This window comes from Pseudomonas shirazensis, assembly GCF_050496565.1.
Lineage (GTDB): Bacteria > Pseudomonadota > Gammaproteobacteria > Pseudomonadales > Pseudomonadaceae > Aquipseudomonas > Aquipseudomonas shirazensis_A.
Window position 1 is genome coordinate 220563 of the sequence record NZ_JBNWAE010000002.1, and the last position, 17716, is coordinate 238278.

General features: G+C 63.3%; 21 protein-coding genes. 13 read left to right on the forward strand and 8 right to left on the reverse strand.

What is annotated here, in order from left to right; genetic code table 11:
* Nucleotides 1-73: 73 nt before the first annotated feature.
* From ACQZ2L_RS05010 to ACQZ2L_RS05025, 4 genes are all read left to right on the forward strand, one after another.
* A complete protein-coding gene (locus ACQZ2L_RS05010) occupies nt 74-1714 on the forward strand; it encodes a phosphoethanolamine transferase (RefSeq protein ID WP_430324911.1) in 1641 nt (546 codons plus the stop codon).
* Nucleotides 1715-1799: 85 nt separating this feature from the next.
* The gene (gene rnd / locus ACQZ2L_RS05015) at nt 1800-2933 is read left to right on the forward strand and encodes a ribonuclease D (protein ID WP_430324912.1); all 1134 of its coding nucleotides are present in this window, start codon (nt 1800-1802) and stop codon (nt 2931-2933) included.
* A complete protein-coding gene (locus tag ACQZ2L_RS05020) occupies nt 2930-3223 on the forward strand; it encodes a YcgL domain-containing protein (RefSeq protein ID WP_430324913.1) in 294 nt (97 codons plus the stop codon). Before rnd ends, ACQZ2L_RS05020 begins: the two co-directional genes overlap by 4 nt.
* An 81-nt stretch (nt 3224-3304) precedes the next feature.
* Nucleotides 3305-4237 carry a D-2-hydroxyacid dehydrogenase gene (locus tag ACQZ2L_RS05025; RefSeq protein ID WP_430324915.1) on the forward strand — a complete coding sequence of 311 codons (933 nt, stop codon included), beginning with the start codon at nt 3305-3307 and terminating at the stop codon, nt 4235-4237.
* A gap of 50 nt (nt 4238-4287) precedes the next feature.
* Here ACQZ2L_RS05025 and ACQZ2L_RS05030 read toward each other — a convergent pair whose 3' ends face one another.
* Nucleotides 4288-4881 carry a nitroreductase family protein gene (locus ACQZ2L_RS05030; protein ID WP_430324916.1) on the reverse strand — a complete coding sequence of 198 codons (594 nt, stop codon included), beginning with the start codon at nt 4879-4881 and terminating at the stop codon, nt 4288-4290.
* A gap of 145 nt (nt 4882-5026) precedes the next feature.
* On the opposite strand from ACQZ2L_RS05030, the gene ACQZ2L_RS05035 reads away from it, so the two are divergent.
* Entirely contained in the window at nt 5027-5476 is a 450-nt protein-coding gene (locus ACQZ2L_RS05035; RefSeq protein ID WP_314876045.1) for a YcgN family cysteine cluster protein, read from the forward strand.
* 41 nt (nt 5477-5517) lie between these two features.
* On the forward strand, nt 5518-6723 hold the full coding sequence (locus ACQZ2L_RS05040) for a hypothetical protein (protein ID WP_430324918.1): 1206 nt from the start codon (nt 5518-5520) through the stop codon (nt 6721-6723).
* 148 nt (nt 6724-6871) lie between these two features.
* On the opposite strand, the gene ACQZ2L_RS05045 is transcribed toward ACQZ2L_RS05040, so the two are convergent.
* The 3 genes from ACQZ2L_RS05045 to ACQZ2L_RS05055 all read right to left on the reverse strand — a co-directional run bounded on the left by ACQZ2L_RS05045 (nt 6872) and on the right by ACQZ2L_RS05055 (nt 8199).
* A complete protein-coding gene (locus ACQZ2L_RS05045; RefSeq protein ID WP_430324920.1) occupies nt 6872-7219 on the reverse strand; it encodes a DUF2892 domain-containing protein in 348 nt (115 codons plus the stop codon).
* Between the two features lie 84 nt (nt 7220-7303).
* Nucleotides 7304-7774, reverse strand: a complete 471-nt coding sequence (locus ACQZ2L_RS05050) for an RNA methyltransferase (protein WP_103436478.1) — start codon at nt 7772-7774, stop codon at nt 7304-7306.
* 59 nt (nt 7775-7833) lie between these two features.
* On the reverse strand, nt 7834-8199 hold the full coding sequence (locus ACQZ2L_RS05055) for a YajD family HNH nuclease (protein WP_101317496.1): 366 nt from the start codon (nt 8197-8199) through the stop codon (nt 7834-7836).
* 132 nt (nt 8200-8331) lie between these two features.
* Here ACQZ2L_RS05055 and ACQZ2L_RS05060 point away from each other — a divergent pair, with 132 nt between their 5' ends.
* Nucleotides 8332-8610, forward strand: coding sequence for a hypothetical protein (locus tag ACQZ2L_RS05060; RefSeq protein ID WP_430324922.1), 279 nt, complete (start codon nt 8332-8334; stop codon nt 8608-8610).
* Here ACQZ2L_RS05060 and ACQZ2L_RS05065 read toward each other — a convergent pair.
* Complete coding sequence (locus tag ACQZ2L_RS05065; RefSeq protein WP_430324924.1) at nt 8607-9074, reverse strand: cyclic nucleotide-binding domain-containing protein; 468 nt, start codon at nt 9072-9074, stop codon at nt 8607-8609. The genes ACQZ2L_RS05060 and ACQZ2L_RS05065 overlap by 4 nt on opposite strands.
* A 91-nt stretch (nt 9075-9165) precedes the next feature.
* The gene (locus ACQZ2L_RS05070; protein WP_430324926.1) at nt 9166-11205 is read right to left on the reverse strand and encodes a S9 family peptidase; all 2040 of its coding nucleotides are present in this window, start codon (nt 11203-11205) and stop codon (nt 9166-9168) included.
* Nucleotides 11206-11329: 124 nt separating this feature from the next.
* On the opposite strand from ACQZ2L_RS05070, the gene ACQZ2L_RS05075 reads away from it, so the two are divergent.
* The 6 genes from ACQZ2L_RS05075 (at nt 11330) to ACQZ2L_RS05100 (ending at nt 15663) form a co-directional block, all read left to right on the forward strand.
* Complete coding sequence (locus tag ACQZ2L_RS05075) at nt 11330-11827, forward strand: MFS transporter (protein WP_430324928.1); 498 nt, start codon at nt 11330-11332, stop codon at nt 11825-11827.
* A 15-nt stretch (nt 11828-11842) separates the two neighbouring features.
* A complete protein-coding gene (locus tag ACQZ2L_RS05080) occupies nt 11843-12616 on the forward strand; it encodes a class II glutamine amidotransferase (RefSeq protein ID WP_430324930.1) in 774 nt (257 codons plus the stop codon).
* Nucleotides 12617-12625: 9 nt separating this feature from the next.
* The gene (locus ACQZ2L_RS05085) at nt 12626-13147 is read left to right on the forward strand and encodes a DUF2937 family protein (protein ID WP_430324932.1); all 522 of its coding nucleotides are present in this window, start codon (nt 12626-12628) and stop codon (nt 13145-13147) included.
* Nucleotides 13148-13307: 160 nt separating this feature from the next.
* Nucleotides 13308-14060, forward strand: a complete 753-nt coding sequence (locus tag ACQZ2L_RS05090) for a 5-oxoprolinase subunit PxpA (RefSeq protein ID WP_430324934.1) — start codon at nt 13308-13310, stop codon at nt 14058-14060.
* A complete protein-coding gene (gene pxpB / locus ACQZ2L_RS05095) occupies nt 14057-14752 on the forward strand; it encodes a 5-oxoprolinase subunit PxpB (RefSeq protein ID WP_430324936.1) in 696 nt (231 codons plus the stop codon). The genes ACQZ2L_RS05090 and pxpB overlap by 4 nt, the downstream gene beginning before the upstream one ends.
* Nucleotides 14749-15663 carry a biotin-dependent carboxyltransferase family protein gene (locus ACQZ2L_RS05100; protein WP_430324938.1) on the forward strand — a complete coding sequence of 305 codons (915 nt, stop codon included), beginning with the start codon at nt 14749-14751 and terminating at the stop codon, nt 15661-15663. The genes pxpB and ACQZ2L_RS05100 overlap by 4 nt, the downstream gene beginning before the upstream one ends.
* A 14-nt stretch (nt 15664-15677) precedes the next feature.
* Here the strand turns inward: ACQZ2L_RS05100 and ACQZ2L_RS05105 are convergent, their stop codons facing one another.
* Together ACQZ2L_RS05105 and ACQZ2L_RS05110 are read right to left on the reverse strand one after the other, a co-directional pair.
* Nucleotides 15678-16856 (reverse strand): vWA domain-containing protein, encoded by a 1179-nt coding sequence (locus tag ACQZ2L_RS05105; protein WP_430324940.1) that lies wholly within the window; start codon nt 16854-16856, stop codon nt 15678-15680.
* Between the two features lie 12 nt (nt 16857-16868).
* A complete protein-coding gene (locus tag ACQZ2L_RS05110) occupies nt 16869-17714 on the reverse strand; it encodes an AAA family ATPase (RefSeq protein WP_430324942.1) in 846 nt (281 codons plus the stop codon).
* Between the last annotated feature and the right edge of the window lie 2 nt (nt 17715-17716).

A 17716-nucleotide genomic window follows, 5' to 3' on the forward strand; every position in this document is an offset into this window, starting at 1 on the left:
TTCCCACAATCCGCTTCGAATTGCCACGCGCTGCATCGCGCCTGGGCCAACATCAAACTCGATAGCGAAGACCATGCTGAAACTCAACAATCTGCGGACCGAATGGGTCACGTTACTGGCCAGCCTGTACCTGTTGATTGGCTTCAACAGCCTGCTCTGGAGTCACCTCCAGGCGCTGGTGCCGCCAGGGTTGACGGGGCTTTGGCTGATTCTGGCGTTTGCCCTGCTGATGCTGTTGGCGTTCAACCTGGTGTTGACCCTGATTGCCTTCAAGTATGTGTTGAAGCCGGTCTTGATGGTGCTGTTTGTCAGCGGTGCGGCAGTGGCTTACTTCATGAATCAGTACGGTGTGCTGATTGATGCAGGCATGTTTCGCAACGTTGCCGAGACCAACATCAGCGAAGTGCGTGATCTGCTCTCGTTGAAGTTCATCGGCTATATCGTGCTGCTTGGTTTAGTGCCTGCCGCACTGGTGTGGAAGGCGCCAATCGCCTATCGCCCGTGGCACCGCGAAGTGTTCGGCAAACTGCTGGTTGGCGGTGCCTGTGCGGTGGCGTTGGGCGCGGTGGCGCTGGCCAACTATCAGGGCCTGTCTTCGCTGTTTCGCAACCACCATGAAATCCGCCTGATGCTCACCCCAAGCAACATCGTTGGCGCCTCGTTTGGCTACGCCAGCGAGCGGCTGGGCAGTGCGGCCGCGCCGTTTCAGCGCTACGGCGAAGACGCCCGCCGCGATGCCGCTGCCTGGCAGCAGCACAAGCGCAAATCGTTGACGGTGTTGGTAGTGGGTGAAAGCGCCCGTGCAGAAAACTTTGGCGTGCTCGGTTATGGCCGCGATACAACCCCGCGCCTGAGCAAGGAAGACGGCCTGCTGGGCTTCACCGACGTGCATTCATGCGGCACCGAAACCGCTGTGTCGGTGCCGTGCATGTTCTCCGGCATGCCGCGCAAGGACTACGATGCCAGCGTCGCCCGTAACCGTGAGGGGTTGTTGGACATGCTCCAGCGCGCCGGCCTGACGGTGCAGTGGCGTGACAATCAATCAGGGTGCAAGGGCACTTGCGACCGTGTGCAGTTCGTCGACGTCAGCAACCTCAAGGACCCCGCCCTGTGTGCCGGCGGCGAGTGCCACGACGAGATCCTCCTGCAAGGCCTGGCCGAGCTGCTCGACAGTCTCGACCAGGACACCGTGCTGGTCCTGCACCAGATGGGCAGCCACGGTCCTGATTACTACAAGCGTTATCCGCAGGCGTTCGAGCGGTTCACCCCGGTGTGCCGCAGCAATGCCCTGAACCAGTGCGACCAGCAGGCAATCATCAACAGCTACGACAACACCCTGGGTTACACCGACCACGTGCTCGCCTCGCTGATCGACCTGCTGCGCAGCCGTCAGGACAAGGTCGACACGGCCATGCTGTACCTGTCCGACCATGGCGAGTCGCTGGGTGAGTACAACCTCTACCTGCATGGCACGCCGTACATGCTGGCGCCCGAGCAGCAACGCCATGTGCCGATGCTGGCGTGGTTCTCCGACAGTTACCGGCAGGACTTTGGCCTCGACAACGAGTGCCTGGCGCGCCTGCGTGATGCGCCGCTGAGCCAGGACAACCTGTTCCACTCGATGCTCGGCCTGCTGCAAGTGCACAGTGCGGTCTACCAGCAATCACTGGACCTGTTCGCCGGTTGCCGGCCGTGGCTGGCGGCTGGCCGCTGACGAAGGCGGCGGGCGATGGTCGCCATGTTTCGCGTGCGCGGCCCACGGCGTATATACTGCGCGCCACTGTTTGTGGGAGAGCCTCGTGGCCAACGAAATACACTGGATCTGTGACGACCAGAGCCTGGCCGAGCACTGCCGGACCTGGCGCGAATTGCCCTTCGTAGCGCTCGACACCGAATTCATGCGGGTAGACACCTTCTACCCCAAGGCCGGGCTGCTGCAGGTTGGCGACGGTCAAAAAGCCTTTCTTATCGACCCGTTACGGGTCCATGACTGGCAGCCCTTGGCTGACCTGCTCGAAGACCCGCAAGTGGTCAAAGTGGTGCACGCCTGTAGTGAGGACCTCGAAGTCCTCCTGCGCCTGACCGGCAAGCTGCCCCAGCCGCTGTTCGATACCCAGTTGGCCGCAGGTTACCTCAACATCGGTTTCTCGATGGGCTACTCGCGCCTGGTGCAGGACGTGCTCGGGCTCGATCTGCCCAAGGGCGAAACCCGCTCCGACTGGCTGCAGCGGCCGTTGTCGGAGACCCAGGTCAGCTACGCCGCCGAAGACGCCGTGCACCTCGCCGAGCTGTTCACCGCGCTGCGCCCGCGGCTGTCCGATGACAAGTACGCCTGGGTGCTGGAAGACGGCGCCGAGCTGGTCGCGCAGATGCGCCGTGAAGTCGAGCCGCAGCTGCTCTATCGCGAGGTTAAGCTGGCCTGGAAGCTGTCGCGTCAGCAATTGGCAGTCCTGCGTGAACTGTCGGCCTGGCGCGAGCGGGAAGCGCGCAGCCGTGATGTGCCGCGCAACCGCGTGCTGCGTGAGCATTCGCTGTGGCCGATCGCCAAGACCCAGCCAGACAGCCTTTCTGCACTGGCCAAGATCGACGACATGCACCCGCGCACCCTGCGTCAGGACGGCGAGTTCCTCCTGCAATTGATCAAGCAGGCCGGCAGTGTGCCGGCTGAGCAGTACCCGCCAGCGCTGCCTGAGCCATTGCCGATCGAAGCCTCGGCCATCCTCAAGCGCCTGCGCGCCATCGGCCAGGCCGAAGGTGAGCGGCTGGGCATCGCCCCGGAGCTGATGCTGCGCAAGAAAACCCTCGAGGCGCTGCTCAAGAGCGGCTACCCCAATGGGCCCTATCAACTGCCCGATTCGCTGCGGGGCTGGCGTCGCGAGCGGATGGGCCAGGCGCTGCTGGATGATCTGGCCGCGCTCGGAGAATCCTCATGAAACGCATCTGCTCGATTTACAAGAGCCCGCGCAAAAACGAAATGTACCTGTACGTGCTCAAGGCCGATGGCCTGGAGCGGGTCCCAGCCGGTTTGCTGCCGGCCTTCGGTTCGCCGATTCATGCCTTCGACCTAGTGCTGTCACCAGAGCGCAAGCTGGCCCGGGAAGACATCGAACAGGTGCTGAACAACCTCGAGACTCAGGGCTATCACCTGCAGATGCCGCCGCTCGAAGACGAGTACATCGAGCACCTGCCGGAAGAGCTGCTGCGCCGCAACGATCCGGTCTGATCGGCCCGCGCTGTCCATCGTTTGCCCAAGCGGCCCGTCACCCGGGCCGTTTTCCGTTATCTGCCAAGGTTGTCTTTTGAGATGCGCGTTCTGATCGCTGAACAGGATCATGCCAACTATGCCGGCCTGCTGGCCGCTGCTGCCCCCGACCTTGAAGTGCTGACCAGCGGTAACTCCGCCGAGTTGGCGCTACTGGCGCCGCAATGCCCGGTTTGGCTGGGCCAGCCGGACCTTTTGGCGACTCTGCTACGCCAAGGCCACAAGCCAGAATGGGCCCAGTCGACCTGGGCAGGGATTACGCCGCTGCTCGCCGACGGCCTGTCGCGTGATTACCGTCTGACCCGCGCTGTGGGCATTTTTGGCCAGGTCATGGCCGAATACATGCTGACCTATATGCTTGGCCACGAGCGCGAAGTGCTGTCGCGCCTGGTTAGCCAGGTCGAGCGGCGCTGGGACGAGCGCCCTGGGCACAGCCTGCAAGGGCGCCAGGTGCTGATCGTTGGCACCGGGGATATCGGCCAGCGTGTGGCGGAGTTCCTCGTGCCATTTGGCGTGACCCTGTACGGTGTTGCCAGCAGCGCCCGCGAGCAGGCGCCGTTTGTTGAAGTGGTTGGGCTCGATCAATTGCCACAGCGAGTCGAGCAGGCTGATTACGTAATCAACCTGTTGCCTGATACCCCGGCCACCCATGACCTGTATAACGCCGCGCTGTTCAAACGCTTCAAGCCCAGTGCGCTGTTGATCAACGCTGGCCGTGGTGTTTCGGTAGTGGATGCCGACCTGGTTGCAGCGTTGAAGGAAGGCCATCTGGCCGGCGCGGTGATTGACGTATGCCGGCAGGAGCCGTTGCCGCAGCAGCATCCGTTCTGGACGGCGTGGGGTTTGCTGCTGACCGGGCACAGCTCCGCACCGACCTCGCCGACGGCGATGGTGCGTTTGTTTGTCGATAATCTGCGCGACTATACCGCAGGGCAGGCACTGCGCGGCGAGGTGGATTTCCAGCGCGGCTATTGATCGGTAGCGCGGGACGCGTGTAGCAAGCGCCGCCCCGCGCTGCGGGCAGATCAGAGGCTGAAATCGCCTTCTGCGGCCAGCTCGGCCAGCGGCTTGCGCGGGCTAGGTACTTCACGGGCCTGCAGGCCTTCGGCGAGAGTAGCCTTGTCGCCCAGCTTGCCGATCGCGACCATCGCTTGCAGCTCATAGCCTTCGGGGATCTTCAGTTGTTCGCGGGCGAGCGCCTGGTCAAAGCCGGCCATGCCATGAGTGTGCCAACCGCTGAGGCTCGCTTGCAGCGCCAGGTGGCCCCAGGCCGAACCGGTATCAAAGGCGTGCCACAAGGCTGGCGATTCTTCGGTGGCGCCGGGGGCGGTGAAGCTGGTCTTGGAAATCACCAGCACCAGCGCCGAGGCATGCTGAGCCCAGCTGCGGTTGAACGGTACCAGCAGCTCCAGGTAGCGCTGCCAGTTTGGCGTGTCGCGACGGGCATAAAGGAACCGCCACGGCTGCGAGTTATAGGCCGAAGGCGCCCAGCGCGCGGCTTCAAAGAAGCTCAGCAAGGTTTCTTCACTGATCGGCTCGGGGTTGAATGCGCGGGGCGACCAGCGATTGATGAACTGTTCGTTGATGGCGTAATCGGCAACGCGTGGGTTGGCGCTCATGACAGCTCCTGCAAGACACAAGGGGGAGCCGGCACGCTACTGCGTCTGGCCACCCCTGACAAGCGGTCTGGCTTTGCCCAAGGCCAGGCTCTAGACTGGCGCCGCCGCCTGCTGCGGCCCAAGAACAACTGCGAGAAACCGTGTGATGATGGCCCCGACTGCGCCCTTCTGGCAGCGCAAGACCCTCGATCAACTCGACCCGCAAGAGTGGGAATCACTCTGCGATGGCTGCGGCATGTGCTGCCTGCAGAAACTAGAGGACGAGGACGACAACAGCGTCTACTACACCCGCATTGCCTGCAAACTGCTCGATCTGAACAGTTGCCAGTGCAGCGACTACCCCAATCGCTTCAAGCACGTGCCCGACTGCATTCAGCTCACGCCGGGCAAGGCCGATCAATTCAAATGGTTGCCGCCGACCTGTGGTTATCGGCTGGTCAGCGAAGGCAAGGACCTGCCTGCCTGGCACCATCTGGTCTGTGGCGACCGCAGCCAGGTGCATGAGCAACGTATTTCGCAGTCCGGGCGCATGCTCAGCGAGAACGATGTGGCTGAAGACGACTGGGAAGACCATTTGATTTTTCGCGCCGGCTGAGCTGCGCGGTGACTGGCCTGTGCCGAACAAGGAGTTTGTCTATGCGTTGCCCTGTGCTGCTGGTTCTGGCGCTGGCTTGTTCGCCAGCCTGGGCCAAGAAGGTCGATCTGGATTATCAGGTGCGCCTGCTGCCCAGCAGTGGCCAGGCCGAAGTGCGCCTGACCCTGGCGGATGGCAGCGCGGTGCGTAGCCTGGATTTTGCCTTGGGTAAGGCCAATGCCTACAGTGGGTTTCAGGCCGATGGCCAGTGGTCGCAGCAGGGCGAGCGCGGTGTGTGGCGCCCGGCAGCGGGCAAGACCAGCCTCAGTTACCGCGTGCGGCTCGACAGTACTGCGCCGGGAGGTGCCTTTGAGAGCCGCATGACCGCGCATTGGGCGGTGTTCCGTGGCGACCAACTGGTGCCGCCGGCACGCCTCGATCAACAGGACGGCACCGAGCTGGTGGCGCGCCTGGCAGTCGAGCTGCCGCCGGGCTGGAAGAGCGTGGAAACGGCCTGGCCGCGGATCGGCCCGCACAAGTTTCGCATCGATGATGTCTCGCGCCTGTTCGATCGGCCGACCGGCTGGATGCTCGCCGGTAACCTCGGCAGCCGCCGCGCGCGCCTGGGCGAAACCGACGTCACCGTCGCGGCGCCGCAAGGGCAGGGCATGCGGCGGATGGATACGCTGACGCTGCTGACGTTCGTCTGGCCTCAGCTACAAGCGGTGTTCCCGCGCAATCCACCCAAGCTGTTGCTGGTTGGCGCACGCGATCAGATGTGGCGGGGTGTGCGTGGCGAGCACAACTCATTGTTCATCCACAGCAACCGCCCCTCGATCAGCGAAAACGGCAGCAGCCCATTGCTGCGTGAGCTGGTCCAGTTGTTTGCGCAGATCAAGGTGCGCGATGACAGCGACTGGATCAGTGAAAGCCTGACCGACTATTACGCGACCGAACTGCTGCGCCGCGCCGGCGGCATCAGTGATGATCGCTATGAAGCCTGGCAGGCACGCCTGCACAAGCAAGGGGCCAAGGTCATTCGGCTGGTGGCCAGGCAGGCTAACGCCGGGCAGATCGCACGCGGCGTGCAGGTGTTGCAGGCACTGGATCGGGAGATCCGCCTGCACACCCAGAACAAGCGCTCACTGGACGACGTCACCCAGGCGTTGATGCGCATGCCGAGTGTGAATACTGCAGAGTTCATCCAGATCAGCGAGAGCGTGCTTGGCCGCAGCTCTGACGTGCTGCAGAGCAAGCTACTACGCTAGCCCTGCTTCCACGCGGTTTGTGTAGGAGCGGCCTTGTGTCGCGAAAGGGGCGCGTAGCGGCCCCAAAAATTTTGAATCACTCCCAAATCGCCGGGCCAGCTTCGCTGGCCTTTCGCGACACAAGGCCGCTCCTACACAGGGCGCGGTGTTACAACTTGGGGGTGTGGATGCCGTCGTTAACGGTGACAGTTGCACCGCGGGTAGCAGCGTCGGCACTGGCGCGGAGCACTTCCAGCTCGGCGGCGCCACGGTCAATATCACCCTTCAGACGCTGGTATTCCTGACGATGACGCAGCCACCAGGCCTTGGTCGCACAACGGCCCTTGACCCCGCGTGCCAGCGCCAGGCCGCCAACGGCAACCTGCAGCAGGCCGATGACGCCGCCATGGCGCATACCTTTGCTGATCATCAGCGCGCCACCGGCCAGGGAACTGGCGCGTTCCCAGCCATGCACGTTCTTTTCCTCGGAATGGGCATTGGAATCTAGATCAAGCATGAGCAAAGCCTCCAGGTAGGTTGGTAAATAACTGACCCTGGCTGTTGTCGCGCCGTTCATTTCATATGCCCAGCGGCCTGCCTGTTACTTGAATTTAGGCCCCGAGCGGGTGTTCAGGCCCTTGGCCAGGCGGTCGTAAAGCACCACGTTGACGGTTGCCGCAAGGTTCATGCAGCCTTCGGTGGGGATATAGATGGTTTCTTCGCACCAGGCGCGCACATTCTCGTCGAGGCTGCCGTCTTCCGGGCCAAAGATATAGATGGCGCGATCAGGGTGGGTGTATTCCGGCAGCGGGCGGGCGCCCTCGACCAGCTCCACCGCCACCGGCGTGCAGCCCAGCGGGATGATGCGCTGCAGGTCGTCGATGCCGATCAGCGGAATGTCGTAATGCACCCGCTTGGTGTCGGTGACGAAATCACGCGCGCGCTCGTAGCGCTTGCCGGTGTAGAACACCGAGCTGACGCCGTAACAACCCGCAGCGCGCATTACCGAACCGACGTTCTCTGCAGACTTGGGGTTGAACAGGCCGATGCAACTGTACCGTTTATTCGCCACGTGCCGGGGCCCTTCGCAAAAAAGACGCGATTATACGGGGTTGCCCGGCCGCTGTGGGGTCAGTCTTTCTTGAGCAGGCCGGCCAGCCCGGCGAACGGGTTGTGCGTGGCCTTGGCGATGCTCGGGGTGGCCGTCGAGCCTTCGCTGAAGTACTGCTGATCGGTGTAGCGCGAGTGCTCGTTGTCGTGACAGTACAGGCACAGCAGCTCCCAGTTGGAGCCGTCCTGGGGGTTGTTGTCGTGGTTGTGGTCGCGGTGGTGCACGGTCAGCTCGCTCAGGCGCTTGCCGGCGAACTCACGGGCGCAGCGGCCGCAGACATGCGGGTACATCTTCAGGGCCTTGTCGCGATAGCCCATTTCCTTGTCGCGCTTGGCGTCGGCGATGATGCGGTCCAGGCGGGCGGTGGCGGAGAGGGTGGAACTCATGGTGTGACCTTTCTTGTAATCAGGCTGATGACGGTTATGGCGTTGAGTCTAGCGTGGTTACAGGCCAGGCGGACAGGCAAAAACCTGCAGATGGGCGTAGCCTGTAGATGAATTTTCGACAGGAGGTTGCCGATGCTCCACGCGATCCTCAGCGCACTGATCCTGCTGGCCGCGCCGCTGGCCGAAGCTGCCGGGCAACAGCCACGTATCAGCACGCCGGTGCCCGGTGCTCCGGGTACCGCCACGCCGACGCCTTACCCGCAGATCACCCCGAGCACGCCACCCAAAGCCTACGACAATCAACCTGGTGGCCCGCTGTTGCCACCGATGCCGCTGCCTAGTCCGCGCCGGGACGAGCCGCTGCCCGGCTTGCAGCAGGACGCGCCCAGGCCGCAGGGCAAGGACGACTAGACCTGCGCCAGGCGCTGGCCGTCCTGCATGCGCAGGCGTTTCGACAGCGCCACGGCGAGTGCGCGAATGATCCGCGCAGCGATGCGCGGTGCTTCGTTGAGCATCTTCTCCAGCGAATCCTTGCCTAGCGTCAGCAGCTGGCATTCGCTGGCCGCTACGCAACTGGCCGAGCGCCGCTCGCCGTCGAGCACCGCCATTTCGCCAAAGGCGCCACGGCGCAATACGGCGATTTCGACGGCCCGGCCAGTGCTGTCGGTCTTGCGCACCGACACCTGGCCGCGGTGCAGGATGCACATGAACGTGCCGGCGTCGCCCTCGGCAAAGATAGTCTCGCCGGCGCTCATGTTGCTCAGGCTGAAATACCCGGCAGCGGCAGCAAATTCGCTGGCCTGCAAGGAGTCGAACAGGCCGCAGTCCATGAGCATGTCGCGGATTTCGGCATTGAGGTGGGAATGGTCGGACATGGTCTGGTCTTCTGCGCTTGGCGCGGCGGCGTTGATCACGCGGCCACGCAAGATTGTTCACGGTTGTGCATAGGACAACAGAAACCCCGGTTTACACCACGCCCAGCTCATTGAGTACGAACGCATATTCCAGCGCCACATCGCGCAGGCCTTGATAGCGTCCGCTCATGCCGCCATGGCCTGCACCCATCTCGGTCTTGAGCAGCAACAGGTTGTTATCGGTCTTGAGCGTGCGCAGGCATGCGACCCACTTGGCTGCTTCCCAATACTGCACGCGGCTGTCGTTGTAGCCGGCCACTACCAGCATTGCCGGGTAGGCCTGAGCCTTGACGTTCTCATAAGGCGCGTACGCCTTGATCCGCGCGTGCACCTCGGGCTCTTCGGGGTTGCCCCACTCGTCGTACTCGGTCACAGTCAGCGGCAGCTCAGGGTCGAGCATCGTGTTGAGCACATCGACGAACGGCACCTCGGCAATCGCGCAGCGGAACAGCTGCGGGCGCAGGTTGAGCACCGCGCCGATCAGCAATCCACCGGCGCTGCCGCCGCTGATCGCCAGTTGTTGCGGGCGGCTGACACCGGTTGCGATCAGGTGCTCGGCGCAGGCGATAAAGTCATCGAAGGTATTCTGCTTGTGCTCTTGCTTGCCGGCGCGGTACCAGGCTTCACCCAGCTCGCCACCGCCGCGCACATGGGCAATGGCAAAGGCCACGCCGCGCTCCAGCAGGCTGAGCCGCGCATGGGAGAACCATGGGTCGAGGCTTTCGCCGTAAGCGCCATAGCCATAGAGGTAGAGCGGCACCGTCTTGCCGACGTCTTCGCGGCGGCGCACCAGGCTGATCGGCACCTGGGTGCCGTCGTTGGCGGTAGCCCACAGGCGTTCGCTGACGTAGGCGTCGGCGTCAAAGGCACCGAGCACCGGGGTTTGCTTGAGCACCGTCTGCGCACCGCTGGCCAGCTCCAGCTGACGCACCTGGGCCGGGCGATTAAGCGCTTCGTAGCGCAGGCGGATGCGCGTGCTGGCGAATTCCAGGCTGTCTTGCACGTACAGGCTGTAGGCCGCATCCGGCAGCTCGACGCGGTAGGGCGCCAGACCTTGCGGGCGTACTTCGATGATCGGCAGGCCGCCTTCACGCAGGCTCAGCGCCAGGGCACTGGCGTTCAGGCTGAGGCCTTCGAGCATGATGTAGTCGCGGTGGGCTACCAGCACCTGCCACTGGGCACGGCTGGGCACTGCCACAGAGGGCGCCTGATACAGGGCGAAGTTGATGCCGTCCTGGTTGCTGCGGATGAACCAGCGCCAGTCGCCATCGAGCTGGCCGTGATCGGGGAAGTATTCATGACCCTCTTCACGCGCGGCCAGGCAGGTGAACTCGGCCAACGGCGTCTCGGCATCCAGCACCCATGCTTCGCTGGTGGTCTTGCTGTTGAGCAGCAGGATCAGCTGGCGCTCGGAGCTGGCTCGGTAGCAGTGCAGAAAGAAGCGCCCGTCGTCTTCTTCGAACACGGTATGCGCGTCAGCCTCGCCCAGGCTGAAGCGGCGCAGGCGGCAGGGGCGATGGGTGTCGTCGAGCTCGGCGAAGAACAGCGTGCGGCTGTCGTTGGCCCAGGTCATGCTGCCGTCGCAGTCTTCGAAGGGCAGGGTGGTGATGGCGCCGGTGGCCAGGTCCTTGACATACAGGGTGTAGGTTTCTTCACCGTTGGTGTCGAGGCTGTAGGCCAGCAGTTGGTGGTCGGGGCTGACATTGAACGCGCCGAGCGACAGGAAGCCGCCGGCCGCCAGCTCGTTCGGGTCGAGCAGCAGCTGTTCGGCGCTGGCGTCGACCGTGTTGGAGTCATCTGTCGGGCGCGGGCAGCGGTAGTGGCGCGGGTACTCATCGCCAGCGGTAGTGCGGGTGTAGTACAGCCATGGCCCCCACGGCGAGGGCAGCGACAGGTCGGTTTCCAGAATGCGCCCTTTGATTTCCTCGAACAGCTGCTCGCGCAACGGCGCCTGATCGGCCAGGCAGGCCTCCTGATAAGCGTTTTCGGCCTGCAGGTAGGCGAGCACTTCGGCGCTGTCGCGCTGCTGCAGCCAGGCGTAGGGGTCGTTACCGGGGGCTTGCTGGGCAATCGGGGCAGTAATAGCGGGCATGTAAGGTCTCTGGCGAAAGCGAATAGGGCCGGGCGACAGTGGCGCCGGTGGTGACGGGCAGACAGGCGCCTGTGCCTAAAAGTGTTTATCATAGGCATCTCTTCGCCTGGCTTGCACGAACACCATGACCGAGAACGACTATACCCTTGCCTGGGGCCTATACGCGGTGGCCGCCATCGGCTGCCTGCTGGTGACCTTCAAGCTGACTGGCTGGATGTGGCGCTGGTTGCGTGAACCGCTGCGGGTGCTGGTTGCAGTGCTGCTGCTGACGCCGACGATTGTCGACCCAGTCAAGGAAAGCTTCGCCCCGGCCATTGCCATCAGCGCGCTGGATATCGCCTTCAAGGTTGGCAACAACGCCTGGCGCGCGGCGTCCGATCTGGCCATGTACGGCATGATCGCCTTTGCCTTGTATCTGTTGTTCGTGCTGTTGCGCTGGCCGCTGGAAAAACGCGCCCGTGAGCGCCGCGAGCAAGCCGAAGCGGCTGCCAAGCGCCAAGCCGCAGAAGACAGCGAAGTGCTGGTCGAGGCGCCGGTTGCCGCCGATCGTAACGACCGTTATCGCAATGATCCGCCGGCACCGGCCGCGCCTGGCCGTGGCCGGGTCGAGCCACGTCTCTGAGGGGAGCTGCAAGGCATGTGCGAATTGCTCGGCATGAGTGCCAACGTCCCTACTGATATCGTTTTCAGTTTTTCCGGGCTGATGCAGCGCGGCGGTCGCACCGGGCCGCACCGCGATGGCTGGGGCATCGGCTTTTACGAAGGGCGCGGCCTGCGCGTGTTTCAGGACCCAGCAGCGAGCAGCGAGTCGGAAGTCGCCAAGCTGGTGCAGCGCTACCCGATCAAGAGCGAAGTGGTTATCGGCCATATCCGCCAGGCCAACGTCGGCAAGGTCTGCCTGAGCAACACCCACCCGTTCGTACGTGAGTTGTGGGGGCATAACTGGTGCTTCGCGCACAACGGCCAGTTGCCGCAATTCAGTGGCCAGCGCACCTTCTACTGGCCGGTTGGCGATACCGACAGCGAAGCGGCCTTCTGCGACCTGCTCAACCGCGTGCGCGATGCCTTCCCCGAGCCGGTCGAGGTCGAGCAACTGCTGCCGGTGCTGGTCGAGGCCTGCGCCGAGCACCGCAGCAAGGGCGTGTTCAACTGCCTGCTGAGCAACGGCGACTGGCTGTTCTGCTTTTGCTCGACCAAGCTGGTGCACATTACCCGCCGCGCGCCGTTTGGCCCGGCCCGGCTCAAGGACGTCGACATGATCGTCGACTTTCAGGCCGAAACCACGCCCAATGATGTGGTCACGGTGATCGCCACCGAGGCCCTGACCGAGAACGAAACCTGGAACCGCTACGAGCCCGGCCAATGGGCCTTGTGGCGGCATGGCGAATGTATCGCCCACGGGCAAAGCTAAGGACGCGGCATGTTCAGAAGTTATCTGCGGTTGCTGTTGTTCACCTGCGGCCTGCTGGCGGGCATTCAGGTCCCCGGTCTCGTCAAGGACTACGGCCAGCGCGTCGAGGCCCGGGTGATGGAGTCACGCGAGGCGTTGTCCGGCTTCCAGGACACCGCCCAGCGCTTCTTCAAAGGCGACCTGCAGGCACTGCTGCAGCATTACCGCACCAGCGAAGATCCGGTCTTTATCAGCGATGCCAACAGCATCGAGAGTCTGCTGATCCGCAACCAGTTGTTGGAACGCGAGTGGCAGGCCATGCAGGGCTCGTGGTTGAGCCAGAGCTGGCACGTGCTGGCGCAGGCTGACCCGCAATTGCGTGAAGAGACCTTGAACAGCTACAGCTACCAGATTCTGCTGGTGCCCGAAGCCATCGGCTGGGGCCTGAGCGCAGGCTTTGTGCTGGCGTTCGTGGTCGAGAGCATGCTGGTGCTGCTCGGCTGGGTGATCCTTGGCGGGCGGCGCAAGGTGGTCAAGGAAAGCTGGCGGTAAGCGGATTCCTGCCACCAATGCTGGGGGCCGCTGCGCAGCCCCGACGTACTCAAGCCAATTTCAATTTCCAGCAGACCTTGCAATCCATCGGCGGTAGGCTGGCTGCTTGCCCCGGCGCTATGTGTCATACCCTGTTCAACTCGACTCGGGAGTCCGCCAGATGCAAACCCTGCTTCTCAACTGCGACATGGGTGAAAGTTACGGCATCTGGCGCATGGGCCTGGATGCCGAGGTCATGCCCTACATCGACTGCGCCAATATCGCCTGCGGCTACCACGCGGGCGACCCGAGCATCATGCGCCGCACCGTGGCCCTGGCCCTGCAGCATGGGGTGACCATCGGCGCGCACCCGGCCTATCCGGATCTGGTCGGCTTTGGTCGGCGCTCGATGGCCTGCAGCAATGAAGAAATCCGCGATCTGCTGCACTACCAGATCGGTGCACTGGATGGCATCTGCAAGGTGCAGGGCGGGCGCGTGGCGTATGTCAAACCGCACGGCGCGCTGTACAACGACATGATGGCTGACCCAGTCAAGCTGCGTGCCGTGCTCGAAGCTGTAGCGGCCTACGACAGCAGGCTGCCACTGATGCTGATGGCCACTGCGGATGACCGTGCGGCGCAGCAGATGGGCGAGGAAATGGGTGTCACCTTGTGGTTCGAAGCATTTGCCGACCGTGCCTACACGGCCAGCGGCCACTTGCTGTCGCGGCGCCTGCCAGGGGCGGTGCACCACGAACCTGCGTTGATCATCGAACAGGCGCTGCGCCTGGCCCGTGGCGAGGCATTGCGGGCAGACGATGGCAGCGCGCTGCAACTGAACGCCAGCACCTTGTGCGTGCACGGCGACAACGACAGCTCGCTGGCGGCGGTGCGGCAGATTCGCGAGGCCCTGGATGCGCTGGTGCAGCCATGAACCTGCGCCTCGAGGCGGTGGCCATCGACAGCCTGATGGTGCGCCTGTTCGACCGCATCGATGAAGCCAACATGCCGTGGATCCTCGCGGCCAGCCAGCGCCTGAGCAGTGCCTTGGGCGCCGATCTGGTCGACCTGGTGCCGTCCTATACCACCGTGATGGTGCAGTTTCGGCAGTCACCGACTGCGGCGCGAGGGCGTATTATCGAAGCCCTGCAAAATCTGCAGCCGGATGCAGGCGCGGCGGGGCGCAGGCACGAAATCGCCGTGTGGTATGACTCCAGCGTCGGCCCCGAATTGCCAGTGCTGGCCGCGCGCAGCGGGCTGTCCGAGGCTGAGGTGGTGCGTCTGCACAGTGAGCGCGAATACCCGGTGTTCGCCCTTGGCTTTGCCCCGGGTTTCGGTTTCATGGGGCTGGTCGACGAACGCCTGGCCACACCACGGCTGAGCACCCCGCGCAAGCGCGTGGCCGCAGGCAGCGTCGGCATTGCCGAGCGCCAGACGGCGGCCTACCCGGCAGTGTCGCCGGGCGGCTGGAACCTGATCGGGCGCACACCAGTACGCTTGTTTGACCGCGACCGCGAGGGCTACAGCTTGTTGCAGCCGGGAGATCGTGTGCGTTTCATCGCGGTGGACCACGCCGAATTCATCAGCCTGGGTGGCGACGACAGCCCGCTGGAGGGCCAGGCATGAGTCTGTTGATCGAGGCCAGCACGCCGCTGTGTCAGCTGCAGGATGGCGGGCGCTTTGGCGTGCGCCAGCTCGGCGTGACCCAGGGCGGGGCGCTGGATTGGGTGGCGCTGCACTGGGCCAACTGGCTGCTGGGTAACGCCTTGCAGGCGCCGGCGGTGGAAGTCCCCTTGGGTGGCTTCAGCGTGCTGGCCCAGCGTGACTGCTGCCTGGCCTTGGCGGGCGCTGATCTGGATGCACGAATCGATGGCCAGCCGCTCAAGCCCTGGCGCAGTTTTCATCTGCGTGTGGGCCAGCGCCTGAGCTTTACCCAGCCTCTGCAGAGTGCTCGCGCTTATCTGGCTGCACTGGGTGGTTTTCAGGCCGAGGCGGTGCTGGGCAGTTGCGCCACGGTTGTGCGCGAACAGCTGGGCGGGCTTGATGGCCACGGTTCGGCGTTGGCCAAGGGGCAGTTGCTGGCATGCGCCGAGGGCCTGCCGGCCGAGCGCGAGGTGCCGGCACAATCACGGCCGGTGTACGCCGCCAAGCCAGTGCTGGATCTGGTCATGGGTGCACAACTGGGACAGTTCAGCGGCACTAGCCTGTTCGAGGCGTTCAACCGAGACTGGACCCTGGACAGCCGCGCTGACCGCATGGGCATGCGCCTGCTCGGGCCGCAACTGGTCTACCAAGGCGAGCCGATGATATCGGAGGGGATTCCACTGGGCGCGGTGCAGGTGCCACCCGATGGCCAACCGATCGTGTTGTTGAACGACCGGCAGACCATTGGCGGCTACCCGCGTCTGGGTGCATTGACGCCCTTGGCGCTGGCGCAGTTGGCCCAGTGCCTGCCGGGGGGCCAGGTGCGCTTCAGGGCGGTGCTGCAGGAGATGGCGTGGCAGGAACAGCAAGCGTACCTGCAGCGCTGGAGCTGATCTGAACCGCGGGGCTATTTGGCCAAGTACTTCATGGCGTCCTCCAAGCCTTGCAAGGTCAGCGGGTACATCTTGTCTTCGATCAGTTCGCGGATCAGGTGGGTCGACGTGGTGTGCTCCCAGGCCTGCTTGGGATATGGATTGATCCACACCACCTTCTTGAATTTCTCCTTGATCCGCCGCACCCAGACATACCCGGCTTCCTCGTTCCAGTGCTCGACGCTGCCGCCGGGCTGGGTAATTTCATAAGGCGCCATGGCCGCGTCGCCGACGAACACCACCTTGTAGTCATCGCCGTACTTGTGCAGCAGGTCGAACGTGTTGAAGCGCTCGGCATTGCGCCGCAGGTTGTTCTTCCACACCGACTCGTACACGCAGTTGTGGAAATAGTAATACTCCAGGTGCTTGAACTCGGTCTTGCACGCCGAAAACAATTCCTCGCAAATGCGCACGTGGGCATCCATCGAGCCGCCGATGTCGAACAGCAACAGCAGTTTCACCGTATTACGCCGCTCCGGGCGCATCTGGATATTAAGCAGGCCGGCGTCGCGGGCGGTGTGGTCGATGGTGCCGTCGATGTCGAGCTCTTCGGCGGCGCCCTGGCGCGCGAACTTGCGCAGGCGGCGCAGGGCCAGCTTGATGTTGCGCGTACCCAGCTCGACCTGATCATCGAGGTTTTTGTATTCGCGCTGCTCCCAGACCTTGACCGCCTTGCCGCGGCGCTCGCCGGCGTCGCCAACGCGAATGCCTTCAGGGTTGTAGCCGCCTGAGCCGAACGGGCTGGTGCCACCGGTGCCGATCCACTTGTTGCCACCGGCATGGCGTTTTTTCTGCTCTTCGAGGCGTTTCTTGAATTCTTCGATGAGCTTGTCCAGGCCGCCCAGCGACTGGATCTGCGCGCGCTCCTCGTCGGTCAGCGAACGCTCGAACTCCTTGCGCAGCCAGTCTTCAGGAATCAGCGCTTCAAGGTGCCGGTCGAGGTTTTCCAGGCCCTGGAAGTACGCTGAAAAAGCCCGGTCGAACTTGTCGAAGTGGCGTTCATCCTTGACCAGAATGGTCCGCGCCAGAAAGTAGAACTCGTCCATATCGGCGAACACCACCCGCTGCTGCAGGGCATTGAGCAGGTCGAGCAGTTCACGTACCGACACCGGCACCTTGGCCGCGCGCATTTCGTTGAACAGGTTGAGCAGCATGACCGGCTCCTGTCAGCGATTACCGCGCCGGCTCATGAACGCCAGGCGCTCGAGCAACTGCACGTCCTGCTCGTTCTTGACCAAGGCGCCGGCCAGCGGCGGGATGGCCTTGGTCGGATCACGCTCGCGCAAGACCGCTTCGCCGATGTTGTCGGCCATCAGCAGCTTGAGCCAGTCGACCAGCTCGGAGGTCGAGGGTTTTTTCTTCAGGCCCGGCACCTTGCGCACATCGAAGAACACATCCAGCGCCTCGCTGACCAGCGACTGCTTGATGTTCGGGTAGTGCACATCGACGATCTTCTGCAGGGTGTCGCGATCAGGGAAGGCGATGTAGTGGAAGAAGCAACGGCGCAAAAATGCATCCGGCAGCTCTTTCTCATTGTTGGAGGTAATGATGATGATCGGGCGCTGCTTGGCCTTGATCGTCTCGTCGATTTCGTAGACGTAGAACTCCATCTTGTCGAGTTCTTGCAGCAGGTCATTGGGGAATTCAATGTCGGCCTTGTCGATCTCGTCGATCAGCAGAATGACCCGCTCATCAGCCTCGAAGGCTTCCCACAACTTGCCCTTTTTAAGGTAATTGCGCACATCGTGAACCTTGTCCACACCCAGCTGCGAGTCACGCAGGCGGCTGACCGCATCGTACTCGTAAAGGCCTTGATGGGCTTTGGTGGTGGATTTGATGTGCCAGGTGATCAGCTTGGCGCCAAACGATGCCGCCAGTTGTTCGGCGAGCATGGTCTTGCCGGTGCCGGGCTCGCCCTTAATCAGCAGCGGGCGTTCGAGGGTAACTGCCGCGTTGACCGCCAGTTTCAGATCATCGGTGGCGACGTAGTCGCGGGTGCCTTCGAACTTCATCA

Excerpts from the sequence above, each read along its gene's own strand:
- ACQZ2L_RS05010 (WP_430324911.1), top strand. The coding sequence starts at position 74 with ATGCTGAAACTCAACAATCTGCGGACCGAATGGGTCACGTTACTGGCC.
- ACQZ2L_RS05020 (WP_430324913.1), top strand. The coding sequence starts at position 2,930 with ATGAAACGCATCTGCTCGATTTACAAGAGCCCGCGCAAAAACGAAATG.
- ACQZ2L_RS05025 (WP_430324915.1), top strand. The coding sequence starts at position 3,305 with ATGCGCGTTCTGATCGCTGAACAGGATCATGCCAACTATGCCGGCCTG.
- ACQZ2L_RS05030 (WP_430324916.1), bottom strand. The coding sequence starts at position 4,881 with ATGAGCGCCAACCCACGCGTTGCCGATTACGCCATCAACGAACAGTTC.
- ACQZ2L_RS05035 (WP_314876045.1), top strand. The coding sequence starts at position 5,027 with ATGATGGCCCCGACTGCGCCCTTCTGGCAGCGCAAGACCCTCGATCAA.
- ACQZ2L_RS05040 (WP_430324918.1), top strand. The coding sequence starts at position 5,518 with ATGCGTTGCCCTGTGCTGCTGGTTCTGGCGCTGGCTTGTTCGCCAGCC.
- ACQZ2L_RS05045 (WP_430324920.1), bottom strand. The coding sequence starts at position 7,219 with ATGCTTGATCTAGATTCCAATGCCCATTCCGAGGAAAAGAACGTGCAT.
- ACQZ2L_RS05055 (WP_101317496.1), bottom strand. The coding sequence starts at position 8,199 with ATGAGTTCCACCCTCTCCGCCACCGCCCGCCTGGACCGCATCATCGCC.
- ACQZ2L_RS05060 (WP_430324922.1), top strand. The coding sequence starts at position 8,332 with ATGCTCCACGCGATCCTCAGCGCACTGATCCTGCTGGCCGCGCCGCTG.
- ACQZ2L_RS05065 (WP_430324924.1), bottom strand. The coding sequence starts at position 9,074 with ATGTCCGACCATTCCCACCTCAATGCCGAAATCCGCGACATGCTCATG.
- ACQZ2L_RS05070 (WP_430324926.1), bottom strand. The coding sequence starts at position 11,205 with ATGCCCGCTATTACTGCCCCGATTGCCCAGCAAGCCCCCGGTAACGAC.
- ACQZ2L_RS05075 (WP_430324928.1), top strand. The coding sequence starts at position 11,330 with ATGACCGAGAACGACTATACCCTTGCCTGGGGCCTATACGCGGTGGCC.
- ACQZ2L_RS05080 (WP_430324930.1), top strand. The coding sequence starts at position 11,843 with ATGTGCGAATTGCTCGGCATGAGTGCCAACGTCCCTACTGATATCGTT.
- ACQZ2L_RS05085 (WP_430324932.1), top strand. The coding sequence starts at position 12,626 with ATGTTCAGAAGTTATCTGCGGTTGCTGTTGTTCACCTGCGGCCTGCTG.
- ACQZ2L_RS05090 (WP_430324934.1), top strand. The coding sequence starts at position 13,308 with ATGCAAACCCTGCTTCTCAACTGCGACATGGGTGAAAGTTACGGCATC.
- pxpB (WP_430324936.1), top strand. The coding sequence starts at position 14,057 with ATGAACCTGCGCCTCGAGGCGGTGGCCATCGACAGCCTGATGGTGCGC.
- ACQZ2L_RS05100 (WP_430324938.1), top strand. The coding sequence starts at position 14,749 with ATGAGTCTGTTGATCGAGGCCAGCACGCCGCTGTGTCAGCTGCAGGAT.
- ACQZ2L_RS05105 (WP_430324940.1), bottom strand. The coding sequence starts at position 16,856 with ATGCTGCTCAACCTGTTCAACGAAATGCGCGCGGCCAAGGTGCCGGTG.
- ACQZ2L_RS05110 (WP_430324942.1), bottom strand. The coding sequence starts at position 17,714 with ATGAAGTTCGAAGGCACCCGCGACTACGTCGCCACCGATGATCTGAAA.